Below are 15,289 nucleotides of genomic sequence, written 5' to 3'. Positions count from 1 at the left end.
CACAAGCACATGAAGAGCACCAACATGCTCGAGCGGCTGAACGAGGAGATCCGCCGCCGGACCCGGGTGGTCCGGATCTTCCCCAACACCCACAGCTGTCTACGCCTGGTACGGGCCCTGGCCGTCGAAATCCACGAAGGCTGGCTGGAGGACAACCGCTACCTGAACATGGATCTGCTCAAAGAGCACAAGAAAATCCTGCTGAGGCAGGCCGAGGCCGCCTGAGCCATACCGACCAACCGAACATGGCTGACTCACTTCTGCACAACTTGACGCACACAACCGGAGATTGCTTCGCTTCGCTCGCAATTACGGGGTTTCTTTGGCGCGGCAGGTCTGGGGGGCATGCCTTTTTGAGGCGGTTTTCCTGCGGCGGGCTCAAGTTTTGGGCTAGGCTGTCGTAAATAGATATATCGCACGTGCAAAGGGTCCGGGACGCCGGGCGCCGAGGAGCAGAAAGACCATGGCCATTAGTTCACTGGGTGTCGGTTCGGGGCTGGATCTGAATCAGATCGTGGGCGACCTGATCAATGCCGAACGCGTCCCGAAGGAGCAGCGGTTCGATCGCCGGGAAGGTCGGATCGAGGCGCAGATCTCGGCATTCGGCAATCTTACGAACGGCGTGGAGCAGCTGGGTGGGAGTCTGGGCCAGCTGGCTGGATTCGAGTTGTCCCAGTCCGCAGAGGTGTCGGATTCCAGTGTGGCCAGCGTGACGTCCGATGGCACGGCGGCGAATGGCAATTTCTCGCTGCAGGTGGATCAGCTGGCGCAGGCGCAAAGTGTGGCGACCGCGGCGGGGCAGTTCGCCGACGGGGATGCCGAGGTAGGTGCCGGTCAGTTGGAGATCAGCGTGGGCGGCGGGAACGCCATCACAATCGACGTGGAGGAAGGCGATACCCTGCGGGACGTTCGCAACGCGATCAACGAGGCCGGGGGCGGTGTAACGGCCTCCATCGTGAATGACGGCAGTGGCGCGCGCCTGGTCCTGAACGCGACGGAGACGGGTGCCGATAACACGATCTCGGTCGCGGTGAACGGTGATACGGCGGCGACCAACGAGGGGCTTGGCCGCCTGGCCAGCGATAACCTGGAAACGACGCAAGAGGCCCGCGATGCGGTGGCCGTGATCAACGGGCTGACCGTGACCAGCTCGACGAACACGCTGGACGACACGATCGAGGGCCTGAGCATCGAACTGCGGGGGACGTCCGCGTCGCCGGTGACCGTTTCGGTGCGCGAAGACCAGGACCAGCTGCGCGAGGCCTTGCAGGGTTTTGTCGAATCGTATAACGCCCTGGTTGGCCAGACCCGTGAGCTGACCTCGTTCAATCCGGACTCGGAAGAGGGTTCGGTCCTGACGGGGGACAGCACGGTACGGGGGATTCGGAGCCGCCTCGGTAATGCGCTCATTCAGCCGGCTCAGGTGCCGGACGCCAATGCCCAGACCCTCGCGGAGCTGGGGATCGTCTCCAACCGCGACGGGACGCTCTCGTTCGACGGCGCGCGTTTCGACCGCGCGATGGAGACGGATGGTTTCGACCGCGTCACCGAGATCGTGCGCGAGGTTGGTGGCCGGATGCAGGAGGTCACCAACAGCTTTATTGGGCCGGAAGGTTTGATCAATGCGCGTACGGACGGGCTGCGCAATGACCTGGAGCGGATTGGGCAGCAGCGTGAGGACCTCGAGGTCCGTCTCGAACGTATGGAGCAGCGCCTGATCGGGCAGTTCTCGCGGATGGACAGTGCCGTGGCGCAGATGCAGAGCACGGGTGATTTCCTGATGGGGCAGCTGGCGAATATGCCGCTGGCCCAGAACAATTCTCGTCGATAGTCGCGCCGCTGGGGCGAACGGATAACGGAGAGCAACGCATGTACGGACCGGGCATGAATCGAGCGGTGAACCAGTACCGGCAGTCGGGCGCGCTGGCCGAGGCGCAGGTAGCGGACCCGTACCGGCTGATCCAGATGCTTTTCGAGGGCGCACTGGAGCGGATTGCCGTGGCCAAGGGTGCGATGCAGCAGGGTAACGTGGGCCTGAAGGGCGAGAAGATCGGCAAGGCGATCGATATCGTCGAATCGCTGCGCGCCGTGCTGGACCACAAGCACAATGCCGAACTGGCCGGAAATCTGGATGCCCTGTACGAATACATGAGCCGTCGTTTGCTGGAGGCGAACGCACAGAATGACCCCGCGGCCCTGGACGAGGTGGCCAAGCTGCTGCGCGAGATCAAGGCGGGCTGGGACGAGATCCCGGCTGACCAGCGCCGCGCCGGTTAGCGGAAGGCCTTGCATGGCTCTTTGCGCGGTTTTTGAGTCCGGCCTTTACCCATGAGCGGTCCCGCCACTTCGAACAGTGGGGCCGGTTCGCAAGCCACGCTCGAAGATGCCGTCGAGGCGATCCGCGCCCATATGGCGCGCGCGGTGGCTGAAGAGGACTGGGAAGAGCTCCAGGAGCTGGATCGGCAGGCGCGCAGCCTGGTTGAACGGGCCTTCGGCCCGGAGCCGGTGCCGCTTCGCGATGACTCCGGGGCGGCACTGCGCGCCGCGCTCGAGGAGCTTGGCCGCTTCTATGAAAGTTCGGTGCAGGAGCTGGATCAGCGCCGCACCGAGGTCGCGCAGCAGATCCGCGAACTGAAATCCGGTCGCAAGGGCACCAACGCCTACGAGACCACCCGCCGACATTCCATGCGCACCGGTCGGGGGCAGCCCGAGGGTTAGGCCCCAGCCCGTTTCGCATCTCCTGTAGGAGCCTGCTTGCAGGCGAATGCCCCTGCCCGCGTCGGACTCTGGCGGGGGCTTCGCCGCCAAGGCGGCTCCTACGGGGCTACGCGTTGGTGGGGGCAGCGGGCGGGAGGCGGCGGACGGTCTGGACGCTGCTGAGGGACTGGAGGCGGTCGAAGAGGTTGCTGAGTTCGCCGAGGTCGCTGTATTCCGCCTCCAGTTCCATGCGGACGCTGCGGTCTTCGCGGTTGGTCTGGGTGTTCACGCGCAGGAGGTTGATGCCGCATTCGGAGAAGGCGTTGCCGACCTCGCCGAGCAGGCCGGGGCGGTCATGGGCGTCCACCTCCAGGGTGATGGCCTCGCGTTCCGGTTCTTCGCCCCAGGAGACCGGGATCAGGCGGCCGCGCTTTTCCTCCGGCATGCGCAGGATGTTCACGCAGTCGCTGCGGTGGACGGAGACGCCGGCACCGCGGGTGATGAAGCCGATGATGGGGTCTCCGGGCTGCGGGTTGCAGCAGCGCGCCCGGGTGGTCAGCAGGCCGCCGACGCCGCGGATCTTGATGTCGTCCTCTTTTGCCTCGCCGTCATGGCGCCGCGGGCGCTGGGGCGCGGGCGGCGCGGCGGGCTTTTCCCGACCGCGCGTCTCGCGCATCTGCTGGGAGATGCGCCCGGCGATCTGGGCCGTGGTGATGTCGCCGGCACCCAGCGCGACCAGCAGCTCGTCGAAGGTCTGGTATTTCATGGCCTCGGCCAGGGCGCTGCGGTTGAGGTCCTGGCCGCAGCCCAGGCGCTGGCATTCGCGGTCGAGCAGGTGCTTGCCGGTGGCCAGGTGTTCCTCCTGGTGCTGCTGCCGGAACCAGGTGCGGACCTTGGAGCGCGCGCGGGCGGTGTTGAGATAGCCAAGATTGGGATTCAGCCAGTCGCGGCTGGGGCCGCCTTCCCGGGTGGTCAGGACCTCGACCCGCTCGCCGGACTTCAGCTTGTAGGTGAGCGGGACGATGTGGCCGTCGACCTTGGCCCCGCGGCAGCGGTGGCCGACTTCGGTATGCACTGCGTAGGCGAAATCCAGCGGGGTGGCGCCCTGGGAGAGGTCCAGCACCTCGCCCTGGGGCGTGAGGACGAAGACACGCTGGTGCAGGGGCTCGCTCTGGATCTCGTCGAGCAGGTTCTGGTCGTTGTTGTCGGCGGCCTCCAGCAGTTGGCGCAGGTTGTTGATCGCGCGGTTGAGGGCCTGATCCTCGCGCCCCCCTTCCTTGTAGCGCCAGTGGGCGGCGACCCCCAGTTCGGCGAAGTCATCCATCTCGCGGGTGCGGATCTGCACCTCCACGACCTTGCCCTCCGGTCCGACCACGGCCGTGTGCAGTGACTGGTAGCCGTTGTCCTTGGGGTTGGCGATGTAGTCGTCGAATTCGCTGGGCAGGTGGCGCCAGTCGTTGTGGACGATGCCAAGTACGGTGTAGCAGGTGGCCAGCTGGTCGACGATCACGCGGGTGGCGCGCAGATCGTACAACTCGGACAGCGAGGTCCGCTTGCGCTGCATCTTCTTCCAGATGCTGTAGATGTGCTTGGGCCGCCCGAAGACCCGTGCCTCGATGCCCTCGGCGCGCAGGCGGTCCTTAAGAGTCTGCGCAAACGCTTCCACATAGGTCTCTCTTTCCGTGCGGTTTTCTTCCAGGCCTCTGGCGATCTCGCGATAGGTCTCCGGTTCCAGGATGCGCAGGGCGAGGTCTTCCATCTCCCACTTGAGCTGGCCGACGCCCAGGCGGTTGGCCAGGGGCGCGATGACGTCCAGGGTCTCTTGCGCGAGGGCGCGGGCGCTGTCATCCGGCTCGCGTACCAGCAGGCGCAGGTGCTGCACGCGGAACGCCAGTTTGATCAGCACGGCGCGTACGTCGTCGACCATCGCCATCAGCATGCGGCGCAGGCGCTCGGCCTGTTCCGGCCGGCCCGCCGGCGCCTCGAAACGGCGCCGCACCAGGGCCGCGACATTGGTGGTGAGACGCGCGATGGCCGCACCAAAGTCCGTCTCGATCCGAGCCGGGGTGATCCGGGACGCCAGATAGACCGGTACCAGCAGGGTTGCGATCAGCGTCTGGCGGTCCACGTTGAGGTGGCGCAGGATCTCGGCCACGTCCAGCGGGTGGGATTCGAGCCCGGCGGCCTCGACCGCCTCCAGCGCCAGGTCCAGTGCCTCGGCCAGTTGCTGGCCGGTGGAATCGTCCAGCGGCTGGCTGCCCGCGAAGTGGCGCAGCAGCGCATCGCGGTCGAGGCCCTGCAGATCCGTATTGGTAAGCAGCGAATGGCGCATGGGGTAGGGTCGTTTCAGCCAGATCGTTCGCGGGCATTGTACCGGTCCGGGCGCACGGGCGAGAGCGCTTCACACGCTCGGTGTTTGCCTTGCACAGGGGCGACTGGGCGGTCAGGATCGGGATATGGCCAATCTGTTCAAGATCCTGGGACTCGCGGGGCTCGGATACGCCCTGATGACCGGGTTGATCTTCGTGACCCAAGACCGTCTGGTCTACATGCCTTCCAGCAACCTGACCGGCACGCCGGAACGCATTGGACTGGACTACGAAGACGTCGAATTGGTGACTGCCGACGGGGTGCGGCTGCATGGCTGGTTCGTGCCGTCGCCGCAGGGCGAGGAGTCGCCGGTCTTGCTGTTTCTGCATGGCAATGCCGGCAATATCAGCCACCGACTGCACTCCCTGCAGCTCTTCCATGAACTGGGACTGGCCGTCCTGATCATCGACTACCGTGGCTATGGCCGCAGCGCGGGCCGCCCGGACGAGGCGGGCACCTACGCGGATGCCCGCGCCGCCTGGGAGTACCTGACGGAAGCGCGCTCGATCGCCCCCGACTCGGTCGTGGTGTTCGGGCGTTCCCTGGGGGCGGCGGTGGCGGCGGATCTGGCCACCGGGGTGGAGCCGGGCGCGGTGATCCTGGAATCGGCCTTTACCTCGGCCGCGGATCTCGGAGCGCGCCACTATCCGTGGCTGCCGGTGCGGGCCCTGTTGCGCCACGAATACGACACCCTGAGCCGCATCGAGGCCATCACCGCGCCGCTGCTGCTGGCCCACAGCGTGGACGACGAGATCGTGCCGTTTGCCCACACCGAACGGCTGTACGCGGCCGCCGGGCAGGCTCGACTGCTGGAGATGGAAGGCGGCCATAACGAGGCCTTTCTGGCCACCGGGGATGCCTACCTCGAAGGCCTGCGGGGATTTCTGACCGACGCGGGTATCGAGCTTGACGAGCCCTGACGGAAGCCCAGCGACATTCTGGCGGGCCCCGGCCCGCCAGGAGACCGTGTCTCCAGCGCGGGAGATTGGTAGACTGCGCCGCTGTTCTGGCCGGAATGGATGCCGATAGAGAGGCGATGCGCCTCCCGCTCCCACCGAATGATGGAATCCGCTGACAAAGCCCCGCTGACGGTCACCTACCGTCGAGCACAGGATCCGGACGGCGCCTCGGCGTCCGTGGTGATTCGTTTTGGTCGCACCTGTGGTGTCGAGCGCAAGCCCGGACGCCTGGAGATCCACGTGGGGCTGGAGCCGCTGGGCCGCGATACGGACTGGGTGGAGTGCTGGTCGCTGCCGGACGGCGTACGCGGGGAGACAGGGGCAGACGGCTCGCTGACCTACCTGCGCGGCCGCGACTGCCTGGTGGGCTGCTGGCACGCGCCGCTGGATGCCCGCGCGGACCCGGAACCGCTGACGGAACGCGCCTACCGCGAGATCCTGTCCGGTTGTCGGGCGCTGGGCTTTGACCACCTGGTGCGGGTCTGGAACTACCTCCCGGCCATCAATGATCCGGTCGACGGGCAGGAGCGCTATCGCGGGTTCTGCAGCGGGCGTGCGCAGGTCTTCGAGGCCTTGCCGGAGTACGAGCGCATCCTGCCGGCGGCCACGGCGATCGGCACGCACTCCGACGGCCTGCTGATCTACTTCATTGCGACGCGCGAGCCCGCGGCGCGCATCGAGAATCCGCGCCAGGTCAGTGCCTACCGCTACCCCCGGCAGTACGGGCCGCGCAGCCCCTCGTTTGCCCGCGCCAGCCTCTGGCAGCCGGGCCCGCAGGCCGCCGAGCTGTTCATTTCGGGCACGGCCAGCATCGTGGGCCATGAAAGCCGCCATGTGGGGGATCTCGAGGCGCAGATTGACGAGAGCCTGCACAATATCGGGGCTTTGCTGGAGCAGGCCTCCACCCACCACCCGGTGCGAGCGGAAACGCCGCAGGCGCTCTCGCTGCTCAAGGTCTATCTGCGCCACGCCGAGGATGCGCCCGCCGCCGAGAACCACCTGCGTGCGCGCCTGGGTCACCACATCCCCTGGCTTCTGCTGCATGGCGACATCTGTCGCGAGGAATTGCTGGTGGAGATCGAGGGACAGTACTCGGAGCGCCTGTGCGAGGCGCTCGCAATGCCATGACGAACTGACGCCGGATCGGGTCGGCCGCCGTGTCTGGTCGGCCCCTGGTCCCCTGCCTGGGAGAATACGCAATGCAGCCAACGACCAAGAAGCCGCACCCGGTCCTGAAGGACTACTACGGGGACGAGGGCAGCCGCCGCGCCTACGTCGACGACCTGTTCGACCGGACGGCCCCGTACTATGACCGCATCCTGCGGGTCGGTTTTTTCGGGACGGGGCAGGCCTATCGCCGCTTCGTGCTGAAGAAGTCCGGCCTGAAGGCCGGGATGAACGTCCTGGATGTGGCGACCGGGACGGGGCCGGTCGCGCAGGAGATCCGGAAGGTGGTGGGCGACGACCATCTGACCTGCGTGGATCCGAGCCGGGGCATGATGGACATCGCCCGCACCAAGATGGACGCGACCTTCGTCCAGAGCCTCGGCGAGCAGATGCCGCTGCCGGACCGCCAGTTCGACCGCCTGTACATGGGTTACGGGCTGCGCCATGTGCGGGATCTGCATGAACTGTTCAGCGAGTATTTCCGCGTGCTCAAGCCGGGCGGTCGCTGCACCATCCTGGAGGTCTCGCGGCCACGGACCCGGCGCCAGTTCGCGTTGGCGCGTTTCTATTTCCGGGACTTCGTGCCGTTCGTCGGCAAGGTGTTGACCCGCGATCCCGACGGCCACCTGTTGATGCGCTATTTCTGGGACACCATCGACCAGTGCGTGCCGCCGGAAGAGATCCAGGACACCCTGCGCGCGGTCGGGTTCGAGGACGTGCAGCGGGATGTGCAGTTGGGCGTGTTCAGTGCCTACATGGCGACGCGGCCCGCCGAGTAGAGCGTATACATGGCTCAGTGTTTCGCATGGCGCGGCTGAAGGTGAAGGTCGCTCCGGGCAGCAAGCGCAACGCGGTGGCCGGCTGGATGGGGGAGGCCCTCAAGCTGCAGGTCCAGGCGCCTCCGGAGAAGGGCCGCGCCAATGCGGCCGTGATCGAGCTGCTGGAAGCGAAACTGGCATGCCCGAAGTCGGCTGTGCGGGTGGTGGCAGGCGCGAACTCGCGTAACAAGACGTTACTGGTGGAGGGCTGGTCCGAGACCGACTTGCGCTCCGCGCTATCCTGATAACTGATGACTGTGACGGGCCCGTACCGTGCGGGCCCCTGCGAAGGGAACTACGGATGAACCGCCTGACCCTGACCCGACCGGACGACTGGCACCTGCACCTGCGGGATGGCGATGTGCTGGCGTCGGTGCTGCCGGATACCGCGCGCCGCTTCCGGCGCGCGATCATCATGCCCAACCTGAAGCCGCCGGTGACCACGCTGGAGGCCGCGGCGGAGTACCGCGACCGCATCCTGGCGGCGTTGCCGGAGGAGGCCGATTTCGAGCCCCTGATGACGCTCTATCTGACCGAGGGCACGACCCCGGGCATGATCGACGCGGCAAAGGCCTCCGGCTTTGTGCACGGGGTGAAGCTGTACCCGGCCGGGGCCACGACCAACGCGGCCAGCGGGGTGACGGATATCCGCCGCTGCTACCCGGTGTTCGAGGCCATGCAGCGGGTGGATCTGCCGCTGTTGATCCACGGCGAGGTGACGGATCCGGACGTGGACATCTTCGATCGCGAGGCGGTGTTCATCGAGCGCCACCTGGAGCCCTTGATCCGCGACTTTCCGGAGCTGCGGGTGGTGCTGGAGCACATCACGACCGAGTCGGCCGTGCAGTTCATCCAGGACGGGCCGGCCAATGTCGCGTCCACCATCACGCCGCAACATCTGCTCTACAACCGCAATGCGCTGTTTGCCGGTGGGATGCGCCCGCATCACTTCTGCCTGCCGATCCTGAAGCGCGAGCGCCATCGCAAGGCACTGGTGGAGGCCGCGACCAGCGGCCATCCGCGCTTTTTCCTGGGCACGGACAGCGCGCCGCATCCGCGCCACGCGAAGGAGTCGGCCTGTGGCTGCGCCGGAATCTATTCCGCGCATGCGGCCATCGAGCTGTATGCGGAGGCCTTTGCCGCCGCGGATGCGCTGGATCGTCTGGAGGGATTCGCCAGCCATTTCGGGCCCGATTTCTACAAACTGCCGCGCAACACCGACACCCTGACGCTGGAACGCTCACCCTGGACCGTGCCCGAGGCAGTACTCTTCGGCCATGACCCGGGCGTACCGCTGCGCGCGGGCGAGACCATTGCCTGGCAGCTGGCCCGGTAATCAGGGGCCGGGCCGTAACCAGGGTGCGATCGGACAACGCGAACCCTGAAGGACGCGCGCGGTCAGCAGGTCAGGCAGCCACCGACAGGACGAGGACCAGGATATGACGGAACCGAATGTGCAACGCGGAACCCTGTGGTTCTGGCTGGCCATCAGCCTGGGGGTGGCGCTGCTGATCATTGCGCTGGGGGTCGGGCTGGAACCGGCCGGGGCGGCCATCCTGCGGGCCCCGCTCAGTTCGCCCGCGGCGGGTGCGCTCGGCTTCGGCCTGCTGATGGTCTGGGCCGCGTACGCCTATGCCCTGTCCGCCGGACGGGCGGCGGGGAGCCAGGAGATGGGGGTCGTGATCCTGAATCTCGGGCTGCCGGTGGCGCTCATCCTGCTGTGGCGCGCGGAGCTCAACGCCCTGGCGTTCTTTGTCGCGATCGGGTGGACGCTGACGCTGGGCGGGATGGCCGTGCGCCTGTTTCGGCGCGAGGCGCTGGCCGGGGTGATGATGCTGCCGATCATCGGGGTAAGCCTGACGGCGATCCTGCTGTCGCTCACGCTCTGGGTGGTGCCGGCCGCGACCGGCGGCGCCTGATCCCGGGCCGCTACCCTCCGGTCGACGGTGCCACCGCACGGCTCGGTGCCGGGATTCCCTGGCAATAGTCGAGAAAGGCGCCGGCCTCCATGGGGCGGGCGAACAGGTAGCCCTGGAAGCGCAGGTTCCCGTGCGTGGCCAGCCACTGGTACTGGGCCTCGGTCTCGACCCCCTCCGCGACGACTTCCAGCTCGAACTGCCGGGCGATGTCGCAGATGGTCCGCACCATCGCCTGATCACCGGGGTCGTGGTCGACCTGGCGCACGAAGCTGCGATCGATCTTGAGTTCGTCGAAGGGCAGGCGCTTCAGGTAGCTCAGTGACGAGAACCCGGTGCCGAAGTCGTCCATCGAGAAGCGCAGGCCCATGTCGCGCAGGGCTTGCATGATGTACACGACGCGGTCGGTATCCTCGGCGACGACGTGTTCGGTAATCTCCAGTGTGATGCGATGCGCGTGTTCACGGCCCAGGTGGCGCGCGATCAGCTCCTGCATGCGCTGCACGAAATTCAGGTGAACCAGCTGGCGCGGGCTGATGTTGATCGCGAGCTGTTCCAGGTGGAAGCCGGCGCGATCCCAGTTGCGCAGGGTCTGGAAGGCCCGAGCGATCACGGTGTCGCCCAGTTCGCTGATGAAGCCGGTCTGCTCGGCGATCGGGATGAATTCCGCGGGGGAAACCGGGCCCAGTTCGGCGCTGTTCCAGCGGATCAGGCTTTCGGCGCTGCGGATGCGGCCGTCGCGGTCGAGCTGCGGCTGGAAGAGCACCTCGATCTCCCGGTTCTGCAGCGCGAAATGCAGGCAGCGCTCGATCTGCAGGTGCCGTTCCACCGCCCGCGACAGTTCGTCGCTGAACACCACCACGCCGTCGCGCCCGCGGTCCTTCACCTCGTACATGGCGATGTCGGCCTCGCGAACCAGCTGGTGCGAGTCGATCCCCGGGTGCGGCTCGATCAGGCGGATGCCGATACTGGCGCTGACATGCAGGTGATGATTGCGGATGATGTAGGGCGTCTTGACCACCCGCAGCAGCGAGTGCGCCAGGCGCCGGGCCGCCCGTTCGCAGGTATGCCGGTCTTCCTTTCCGGGGGCGACGATCACGAACTCGTCGCCGCCCAGACGGGCGAGATGGTGGCCCGGCGGCAGGGTGTTGGCGAAGTCGCGGGTCACGGCTTTCAGCAACTCGTCGCCGATGTCGTGGCCCAGGAGGTCGTTGACCGTCTTGAAATGATCCAGGTCGATCAGCAGCAGAAACGAATGCTGGCGATGATGCTGCAGCACCTCGAGGCTCTGCTCGAGGTGCTCGATGAAGGCGGCGCGGTTGTTGAGCCCGGTGAGGGCGTCGTGCGAGGCCTGGTACAGGCTGTCGCGCAGCAGCCCGAAGCTGCTGCTGGCGGCGTAGTACAGCACCAGGGCCAGGGTCGCGGAGAAGGCGGCCAGCACGTAGCCATACCAGTCACCGATCAGCAGGAAGTAGCCGGCCAGCGGCACCATCATGGCCGGGATCAACGGGCGGAAGACCCACGGGGCCGGGTAGAGCAGGGCCGCGACGACCGTGGTGGCGCCGATCTGCGTGAAGATGGCGATGTAGTGCAGGTTCTGCGCGTCGAGGCGCACGAAGACCAGAAAGATCCAGGTCCACAGCGCCAGGTAGAGATAAAGAAAGAGCGTCAGCCGCAGGCGCCAGCGGCTGCGCTGCTCCGGTGACAGCGGCGATCGGTGGTACCGCCAGAAAAGCTGGACTCCCCAGAGCGAGGCGGCAAACATCACCGCGTACCAGGAGGCGGCCGCGACAAGCGCATCGTGCAGGGCGCCCAGCAGGATATACCCGAGCCCGGGCAGCAGCGATAATGCCACCAGCACCGGGATCTGCCGAGTCAGGTAGGTGTCGAAGCGCGGGTCCGCGCGCAGGGCCTCGCGGGCCGGCGCGAGGGAACGCACGGCGGACGCCGACGGGTTGTCTCGCGAAGTGGCTGCCATCGGGGTCCGTGCGCTGGTCGTGTTGTGCGGGTGCAGCGGACCTTACGGTAAACCCGTTCGGTCCTCAACAGGGCGGGTTCGGCCGGCATAACGGACGCGGTTGACGGGGCGAGCGATGCTGCTTAATGAGGCACAAATCGAGGCGAAACTGGCGGATGCGGCGCGTCGCGGGGCGTTCGACGACCTCCCGGGGGCTGGCCGGCCGCTGGAGCTGGACGATGACCGCGCGGTGCCGGAAGAGCTGCGCATGGCCTATCGCGTGCTGAAGAATGCCGACTATGTGCCGGAGGCGGTGCGGATCCGGGGCGAGATCGCATCGGCGGAGGCCCTGCTGCAGGCGGCGGATGACGAGGCCTCCCGGCAGCACGCCGCGCGGCGCCTGCGGCTCCTGCTGGACCGGCTGAACCAGAGCGGCGAAGGCCGGGCGATGGTGTCGGAGTCCGGCTACTTTCGCCAGCTGTGCGAGCGCATGGACGGGTCGGCCCGATGACCGAGCGCTGCGGTCCCACGAGGGGGCTTGCACGGGGGCGCGGGGCGACTCTGGACCCGTATGCCCGCTTCGAGCCCACCCGGAGCGAACCCTTCGATGATGGCTGGGAAGGCGATGGCGAGGCGCCGCCGCCCCTGCGTACGGAGGTGACCGTCGAGCATCCACGCCGCGTGCTGTCATGGAACCAGTCGCCGGATGTGCCCTTCGAGCTTTCGCTGAACCCGTATCGGGGCTGTGAACACGGCTGTGCCTACTGCTTCGCCCGCCCGGCGCATGCCTACGTCGGGTTGTCCCCGGGCCTCGACTTCGAGAGCCGGCTGTTTGCCAAGGTGGGCGCGGCCGAATGCCTGCGGCGCGAGCTGGCCCGCCCGTCCCACCGTGTGACGCCCCTTGCGCTGGGCATCAACACCGATGCCTATCAACCCGTGGAACGGGATTGGCGGATTACGCGGCAGCTGCTGGAGGTCCTGGCGGAGACCGGGCATCCGGTGTCGATCGTGACCAAGTCGGCCCTGGTGGAGCGCGATCTGGATCTGCTGGGCCCGATGGCCGAGCGCGGGCTGGTCCAGGTCGCCGTATCGGTGACGACGCTGGACCGCAACCTGTCGCGCCACCTGGAGCCGCGCGCCGCGGCTCCGCAACGGCGTTTCCGGACCATCCAACGGCTGAGCGCGGCGGGCGTGCCCGTGAGCCTTCTGGTGGCGCCCCTGATCCCGGTGCTGACGGATGGCGAGGTGGAGTCTTTGCTGGAGGCGGGTGCGACCGCCGGGGCGGTGGCCGCCGGATATGTGCTGCTGCGTCTGCCACGCGAGGTGGCGCCGCTGTTCGAGGACTGGTTGCGCCATCACCACCCGCTCAAGGCAGACCATGTGCTGCAGCGCCTGCGTGAGGCCCATGGTGGCAAGCTCTATGACGCGACCTTCGGGCACCGCATGCGCGGGGCGGGGGCGTATGCCGAGCTGCTGCGCCAGCGCTTCCGGCTGGCCCGGCGGCGGGCGGGCCTGGGTGGCCGCTTGGTGGAACTGGACTGCAGCCAGTTCGTGCCGCCGGCGCGCCCGCGGCAGAGACGCGAGGAGGGGCAGCTGGACCTTTTCTGAGCGGGGAACGCGCGGCGCCGTCTCCCGGGCGTCCGTTTCTGGTTTACAGTGAGGCGGTGCATGGCAAGGACGGGATGATGGCGGAGACCTCGACAACGCGAACCGATCCCGCGACCTGGTGGGGGCGCCGGCCGCTGGCCTCGGGCGCGCACGGTCGCTGGTCCATCGGTCCGCTGGACCTGTGGCTCCTGCATGGGGCGCAGGAATGGCAGATGGTGATGGAACGACCGCGCGACGCGGCGGACGCGACCCTGGCGATCGACGTCCCCTGCACTGAACCCTTTCCCGCCGGTGCCCGGGACCTGCTGCGGTTTGCCGGGGCCCCGGCCGATGCCGAGCCGGAACTGCGCGTGGCCCTGGCCGATCGTCCGATGGTGAGCCGCCCGCAGAATCCGTTCTACGTGCCGGCCCATGGGCAGGTCACCCTGTACCTCAGTTCGCCGGCCTGGGTGCAGCTGCACCTGGGGGCGGCGCGGGTGCAGGAATTCCCGGTGTATACGCCTTCCGATACCTGGTTCGGCCCCAACACCGTGAATGGCGAGCTGTGCTACGCGACCCGGACCCAGGCGCGCCTGGACCTGGCGGATGTGCCGGAACGGCCGCATCGTGTGGTGACGCCGCTGACCATCGCCAACAAGGCGGACGATGCCCTGTTCCTGGAGCGCGTGAACCTGCCGGTGCCGCGACTGCCGGTGTATGCCGATCGCCACCATCGGCTGTGGACCCCGGCCGTGCGCATGGAGCGCGAGGAGGACCGTGACATGGCGGCGATGAAGATCGACCCGGGGCCGCCCGGGGCCGCGACGGGGGCGCAGCGTATCGCCGAGCCCCGCGAGGCCGGCGGACGGCATTTGATGGTGCGGGCGTTCAGCGCCCTGTTTCAGTAGGGGGCGACGCACACGATGAACGAATGGCTACAGGCCGCGCAGGCCTTCGTCACCAGCGAGGCGTTCCTCGCGGCCGTCCGCGCGGCGGTTTATCTGCTGGTGGGTCTGCTGGTCGCGCGTCTGGTGTCGCGCGGGCTGGCGCGGGTGCTGGAAGACAAGCTCGATGCCCAGCAGGTGATGCTGACCCGGCGCATCAGCTTCTATGTAATCGTGCTCCTGGTGCTGGCCTCGGCCCTGCGCGAGCTGGGCTTCGACCTGACCGTGCTGCTGGGTGCGGCCGGGATCCTCACGGTGGCGCTGGGCTTTGCCTCGCAGACCTCCGCCTCCAACCTGATCTCCGGGCTGTTCCTGATCGGTGAGCGGCCGTTCTCTGTCGGGGATGTGATCAAGGTGGGGGATGCCACCGGCGAGGTGCTGTCCATCGATCCGCTCTCGGTGAAGCTGCGGACCTTCGACAACCTGATGGTCCGGGTGCCCAACGAGAGCCTGGTGAAGTCCCAGCTGACCAACCTCAGTCGGTTCCCGATCCGTCGGCTCGACATGCAGATCGGGGTCGCCTATCACACCGATCTCAAGCAGTTGCGCGACGTGCTGATGGGGGTCGCCGAGGGCAACCCGGTCTGTCTGGAGGAGCCCAAGCCGTTGTTCATCTTCCTCGAGTACGGCGACTCCGCGTTGAAGATCCAGCTCTCGGTCTGGGCGCGGCGGGAGAAATTCCTGGACCTGCGTAACTCCATGCACGAGGGGGTGAAGGCGGCACTGGACGAGGCCGGTATCGACATCCCGTTTCCGCAGAGGACCCTGGGCAGCCTGGGTGGGCCGTTGCCGGTACGGATTGTCGACAACGTGTCGGCGGCCGAGGCGGAGGCCGCCGTGCCTGCGGAACCGGACGCCCGCGACTGAGTGGCCG

At 67.3% G+C, this 15,289-nt stretch carries 16 protein-coding genes; 14 read left to right on the top strand and 2 right to left on the bottom strand.

The features are described from left to right. The 4 genes from C996_RS0105110 to C996_RS0105095 form a co-directional block, all read left to right on the top strand. The coding region (locus C996_RS0105110; RefSeq protein WP_026279207.1) for a transposase at positions 1-225 on the top strand (225 nt) is incomplete at its 5' end. A gap of 238 nt (positions 226-463) precedes the next feature. After that, on the top strand, positions 464-1,831 hold the full coding sequence (gene fliD, locus C996_RS0105105) for a flagellar filament capping protein FliD (RefSeq protein WP_018866377.1): 1,368 nt from the start codon (positions 464-466) through the stop codon (positions 1,829-1,831). Between the two features lie 38 nt (positions 1,832-1,869). Next, positions 1,870-2,277 carry a flagellar export chaperone FliS gene (gene fliS / locus C996_RS0105100; RefSeq protein WP_018866376.1) on the top strand — a complete coding sequence of 136 codons (408 nt, stop codon included), beginning with the start codon at positions 1,870-1,872 and terminating at the stop codon, positions 2,275-2,277. 51 nt (positions 2,278-2,328) lie between these two features. After that, positions 2,329-2,718 carry a flagellar protein FliT gene (locus C996_RS0105095; RefSeq protein ID WP_018866375.1) on the top strand — a complete coding sequence of 130 codons (390 nt, stop codon included), beginning with the start codon at positions 2,329-2,331 and terminating at the stop codon, positions 2,716-2,718. 106 nt (positions 2,719-2,824) lie between these two features. Here the strand turns inward: C996_RS0105095 and C996_RS0105090 are convergent, their stop codons facing one another. Next, entirely contained in the window at positions 2,825-5,029 is a 2,205-nt protein-coding gene (locus C996_RS0105090; RefSeq protein WP_018866374.1) for a bifunctional (p)ppGpp synthetase/guanosine-3',5'-bis(diphosphate) 3'-pyrophosphohydrolase, read from the bottom strand. 124 nt (positions 5,030-5,153) lie between these two features. Here C996_RS0105090 and C996_RS0105085 point away from each other — a divergent pair, with 124 nt between their 5' ends. From C996_RS0105085 to C996_RS0105060, 6 genes are all read left to right on the top strand, one after another. Continuing rightward, positions 5,154-5,987 (top strand): alpha/beta hydrolase, encoded by an 834-nt coding sequence (locus C996_RS0105085; protein WP_018866373.1) that lies wholly within the window; start codon positions 5,154-5,156, stop codon positions 5,985-5,987. A gap of 138 nt (positions 5,988-6,125) precedes the next feature. Continuing rightward, positions 6,126-7,154: a hypothetical protein gene (locus tag C996_RS0105080; protein WP_026279206.1), complete on the top strand. Its 1,029-nt coding sequence runs from the start codon at positions 6,126-6,128 to the stop codon at positions 7,152-7,154. Between the two features lie 71 nt (positions 7,155-7,225). After that, positions 7,226-7,972: a class I SAM-dependent methyltransferase gene (locus C996_RS0105075; RefSeq protein WP_018866371.1), complete on the top strand. Its 747-nt coding sequence runs from the start codon at positions 7,226-7,228 to the stop codon at positions 7,970-7,972. A gap of 26 nt (positions 7,973-7,998) precedes the next feature. Next, positions 7,999-8,256 (top strand): DUF167 domain-containing protein, encoded by a 258-nt coding sequence (locus C996_RS0105070; RefSeq protein WP_018866370.1) that lies wholly within the window; start codon positions 7,999-8,001, stop codon positions 8,254-8,256. Positions 8,257-8,312: 56 nt separating this feature from the next. Then, entirely contained in the window at positions 8,313-9,347 is a 1,035-nt protein-coding gene (gene pyrC / locus C996_RS0105065) for a dihydroorotase (RefSeq protein ID WP_018866369.1), read from the top strand. Between the two features lie 103 nt (positions 9,348-9,450). After that, positions 9,451-9,930, top strand: coding sequence for a hypothetical protein (locus C996_RS0105060; RefSeq protein ID WP_018866368.1), 480 nt, complete (start codon positions 9,451-9,453; stop codon positions 9,928-9,930). 10 nt (positions 9,931-9,940) lie between these two features. On the opposite strand, the gene C996_RS0105055 is transcribed toward C996_RS0105060, so the two are convergent. Further along, a complete protein-coding gene (locus C996_RS0105055) occupies positions 9,941-11,905 on the bottom strand; it encodes a bifunctional diguanylate cyclase/phosphodiesterase (RefSeq protein ID WP_026279205.1) in 1,965 nt (654 codons plus the stop codon). A 115-nt stretch (positions 11,906-12,020) separates the two neighbouring features. On the opposite strand from C996_RS0105055, the gene C996_RS0105050 reads away from it, so the two are divergent. The 4 genes from C996_RS0105050 to C996_RS0105035 all read left to right on the top strand — a co-directional run bounded on the left by C996_RS0105050 (position 12,021) and on the right by C996_RS0105035 (position 15,282). Next, a complete protein-coding gene (locus C996_RS0105050; protein WP_018866366.1) occupies positions 12,021-12,395 on the top strand; it encodes a DUF1992 domain-containing protein in 375 nt (124 codons plus the stop codon). Continuing rightward, positions 12,392-13,492: a PA0069 family radical SAM protein gene (locus tag C996_RS0105045; RefSeq protein WP_018866365.1), complete on the top strand. Its 1,101-nt coding sequence runs from the start codon at positions 12,392-12,394 to the stop codon at positions 13,490-13,492. Before C996_RS0105050 ends, C996_RS0105045 begins: the two co-directional genes overlap by 4 nt. Positions 13,493-13,569: 77 nt before the next feature. Beyond that, on the top strand, positions 13,570-14,379 hold the full coding sequence (locus C996_RS0105040) for a hypothetical protein (protein WP_018866364.1): 810 nt from the start codon (positions 13,570-13,572) through the stop codon (positions 14,377-14,379). Positions 14,380-14,394: 15 nt separating this feature from the next. Next, positions 14,395-15,282: a mechanosensitive ion channel family protein gene (locus C996_RS0105035; protein ID WP_018866363.1), complete on the top strand. Its 888-nt coding sequence runs from the start codon at positions 14,395-14,397 to the stop codon at positions 15,280-15,282. Positions 15,283-15,289 lie beyond the last annotated feature (7 nt).

It is taken from the genome of Thioalkalivibrio sp. ALE25 (genome assembly GCF_000377285.1).
Taxonomy (GTDB): domain Bacteria; phylum Pseudomonadota; class Gammaproteobacteria; order Ectothiorhodospirales; family Ectothiorhodospiraceae; genus Thioalkalivibrio.
The sequence above is the reverse complement of the archived record's forward strand: the minus strand, read 5'-3'. Positions and strand labels throughout refer to the sequence as shown.

Bases quoted from the DNA above. Each gene is read 5' to 3' on its own strand.
- fliS (WP_018866376.1), top strand. From the start codon at position 1,870: ATGTACGGACCGGGCATGAATCGAGCGGTGAACCAGTACCGGCAGTCG.
- C996_RS0105040 (WP_018866364.1), top strand. From the start codon at position 13,570: ATGGCGGAGACCTCGACAACGCGAACCGATCCCGCGACCTGGTGGGGG.
- pyrC (WP_018866369.1), top strand. From the start codon at position 8,313: ATGAACCGCCTGACCCTGACCCGACCGGACGACTGGCACCTGCACCTG.
- C996_RS0105075 (WP_018866371.1), top strand. From the start codon at position 7,226: ATGCAGCCAACGACCAAGAAGCCGCACCCGGTCCTGAAGGACTACTAC.
- C996_RS0105060 (WP_018866368.1), top strand. From the start codon at position 9,451: ATGACGGAACCGAATGTGCAACGCGGAACCCTGTGGTTCTGGCTGGCC.
- C996_RS0105070 (WP_018866370.1), top strand. From the start codon at position 7,999: ATGGCGCGGCTGAAGGTGAAGGTCGCTCCGGGCAGCAAGCGCAACGCG.
- C996_RS0105045 (WP_018866365.1), top strand. From the start codon at position 12,392: ATGACCGAGCGCTGCGGTCCCACGAGGGGGCTTGCACGGGGGCGCGGG.
- C996_RS0105080 (WP_026279206.1), top strand. From the start codon at position 6,126: ATGATGGAATCCGCTGACAAAGCCCCGCTGACGGTCACCTACCGTCGA.
- C996_RS0105035 (WP_018866363.1), top strand. From the start codon at position 14,395: ATGAACGAATGGCTACAGGCCGCGCAGGCCTTCGTCACCAGCGAGGCG.
- C996_RS0105050 (WP_018866366.1), top strand. From the start codon at position 12,021: ATGCTGCTTAATGAGGCACAAATCGAGGCGAAACTGGCGGATGCGGCG.
- C996_RS0105090 (WP_018866374.1), bottom strand. From the start codon at position 5,029: ATGCGCCATTCGCTGCTTACCAATACGGATCTGCAGGGCCTCGACCGC.
- C996_RS0105085 (WP_018866373.1), top strand. From the start codon at position 5,154: ATGGCCAATCTGTTCAAGATCCTGGGACTCGCGGGGCTCGGATACGCC.
- C996_RS0105055 (WP_026279205.1), bottom strand. From the start codon at position 11,905: ATGGCAGCCACTTCGCGAGACAACCCGTCGGCGTCCGCCGTGCGTTCC.
- C996_RS0105095 (WP_018866375.1), top strand. From the start codon at position 2,329: ATGAGCGGTCCCGCCACTTCGAACAGTGGGGCCGGTTCGCAAGCCACG.
- fliD (WP_018866377.1), top strand. From the start codon at position 464: ATGGCCATTAGTTCACTGGGTGTCGGTTCGGGGCTGGATCTGAATCAG.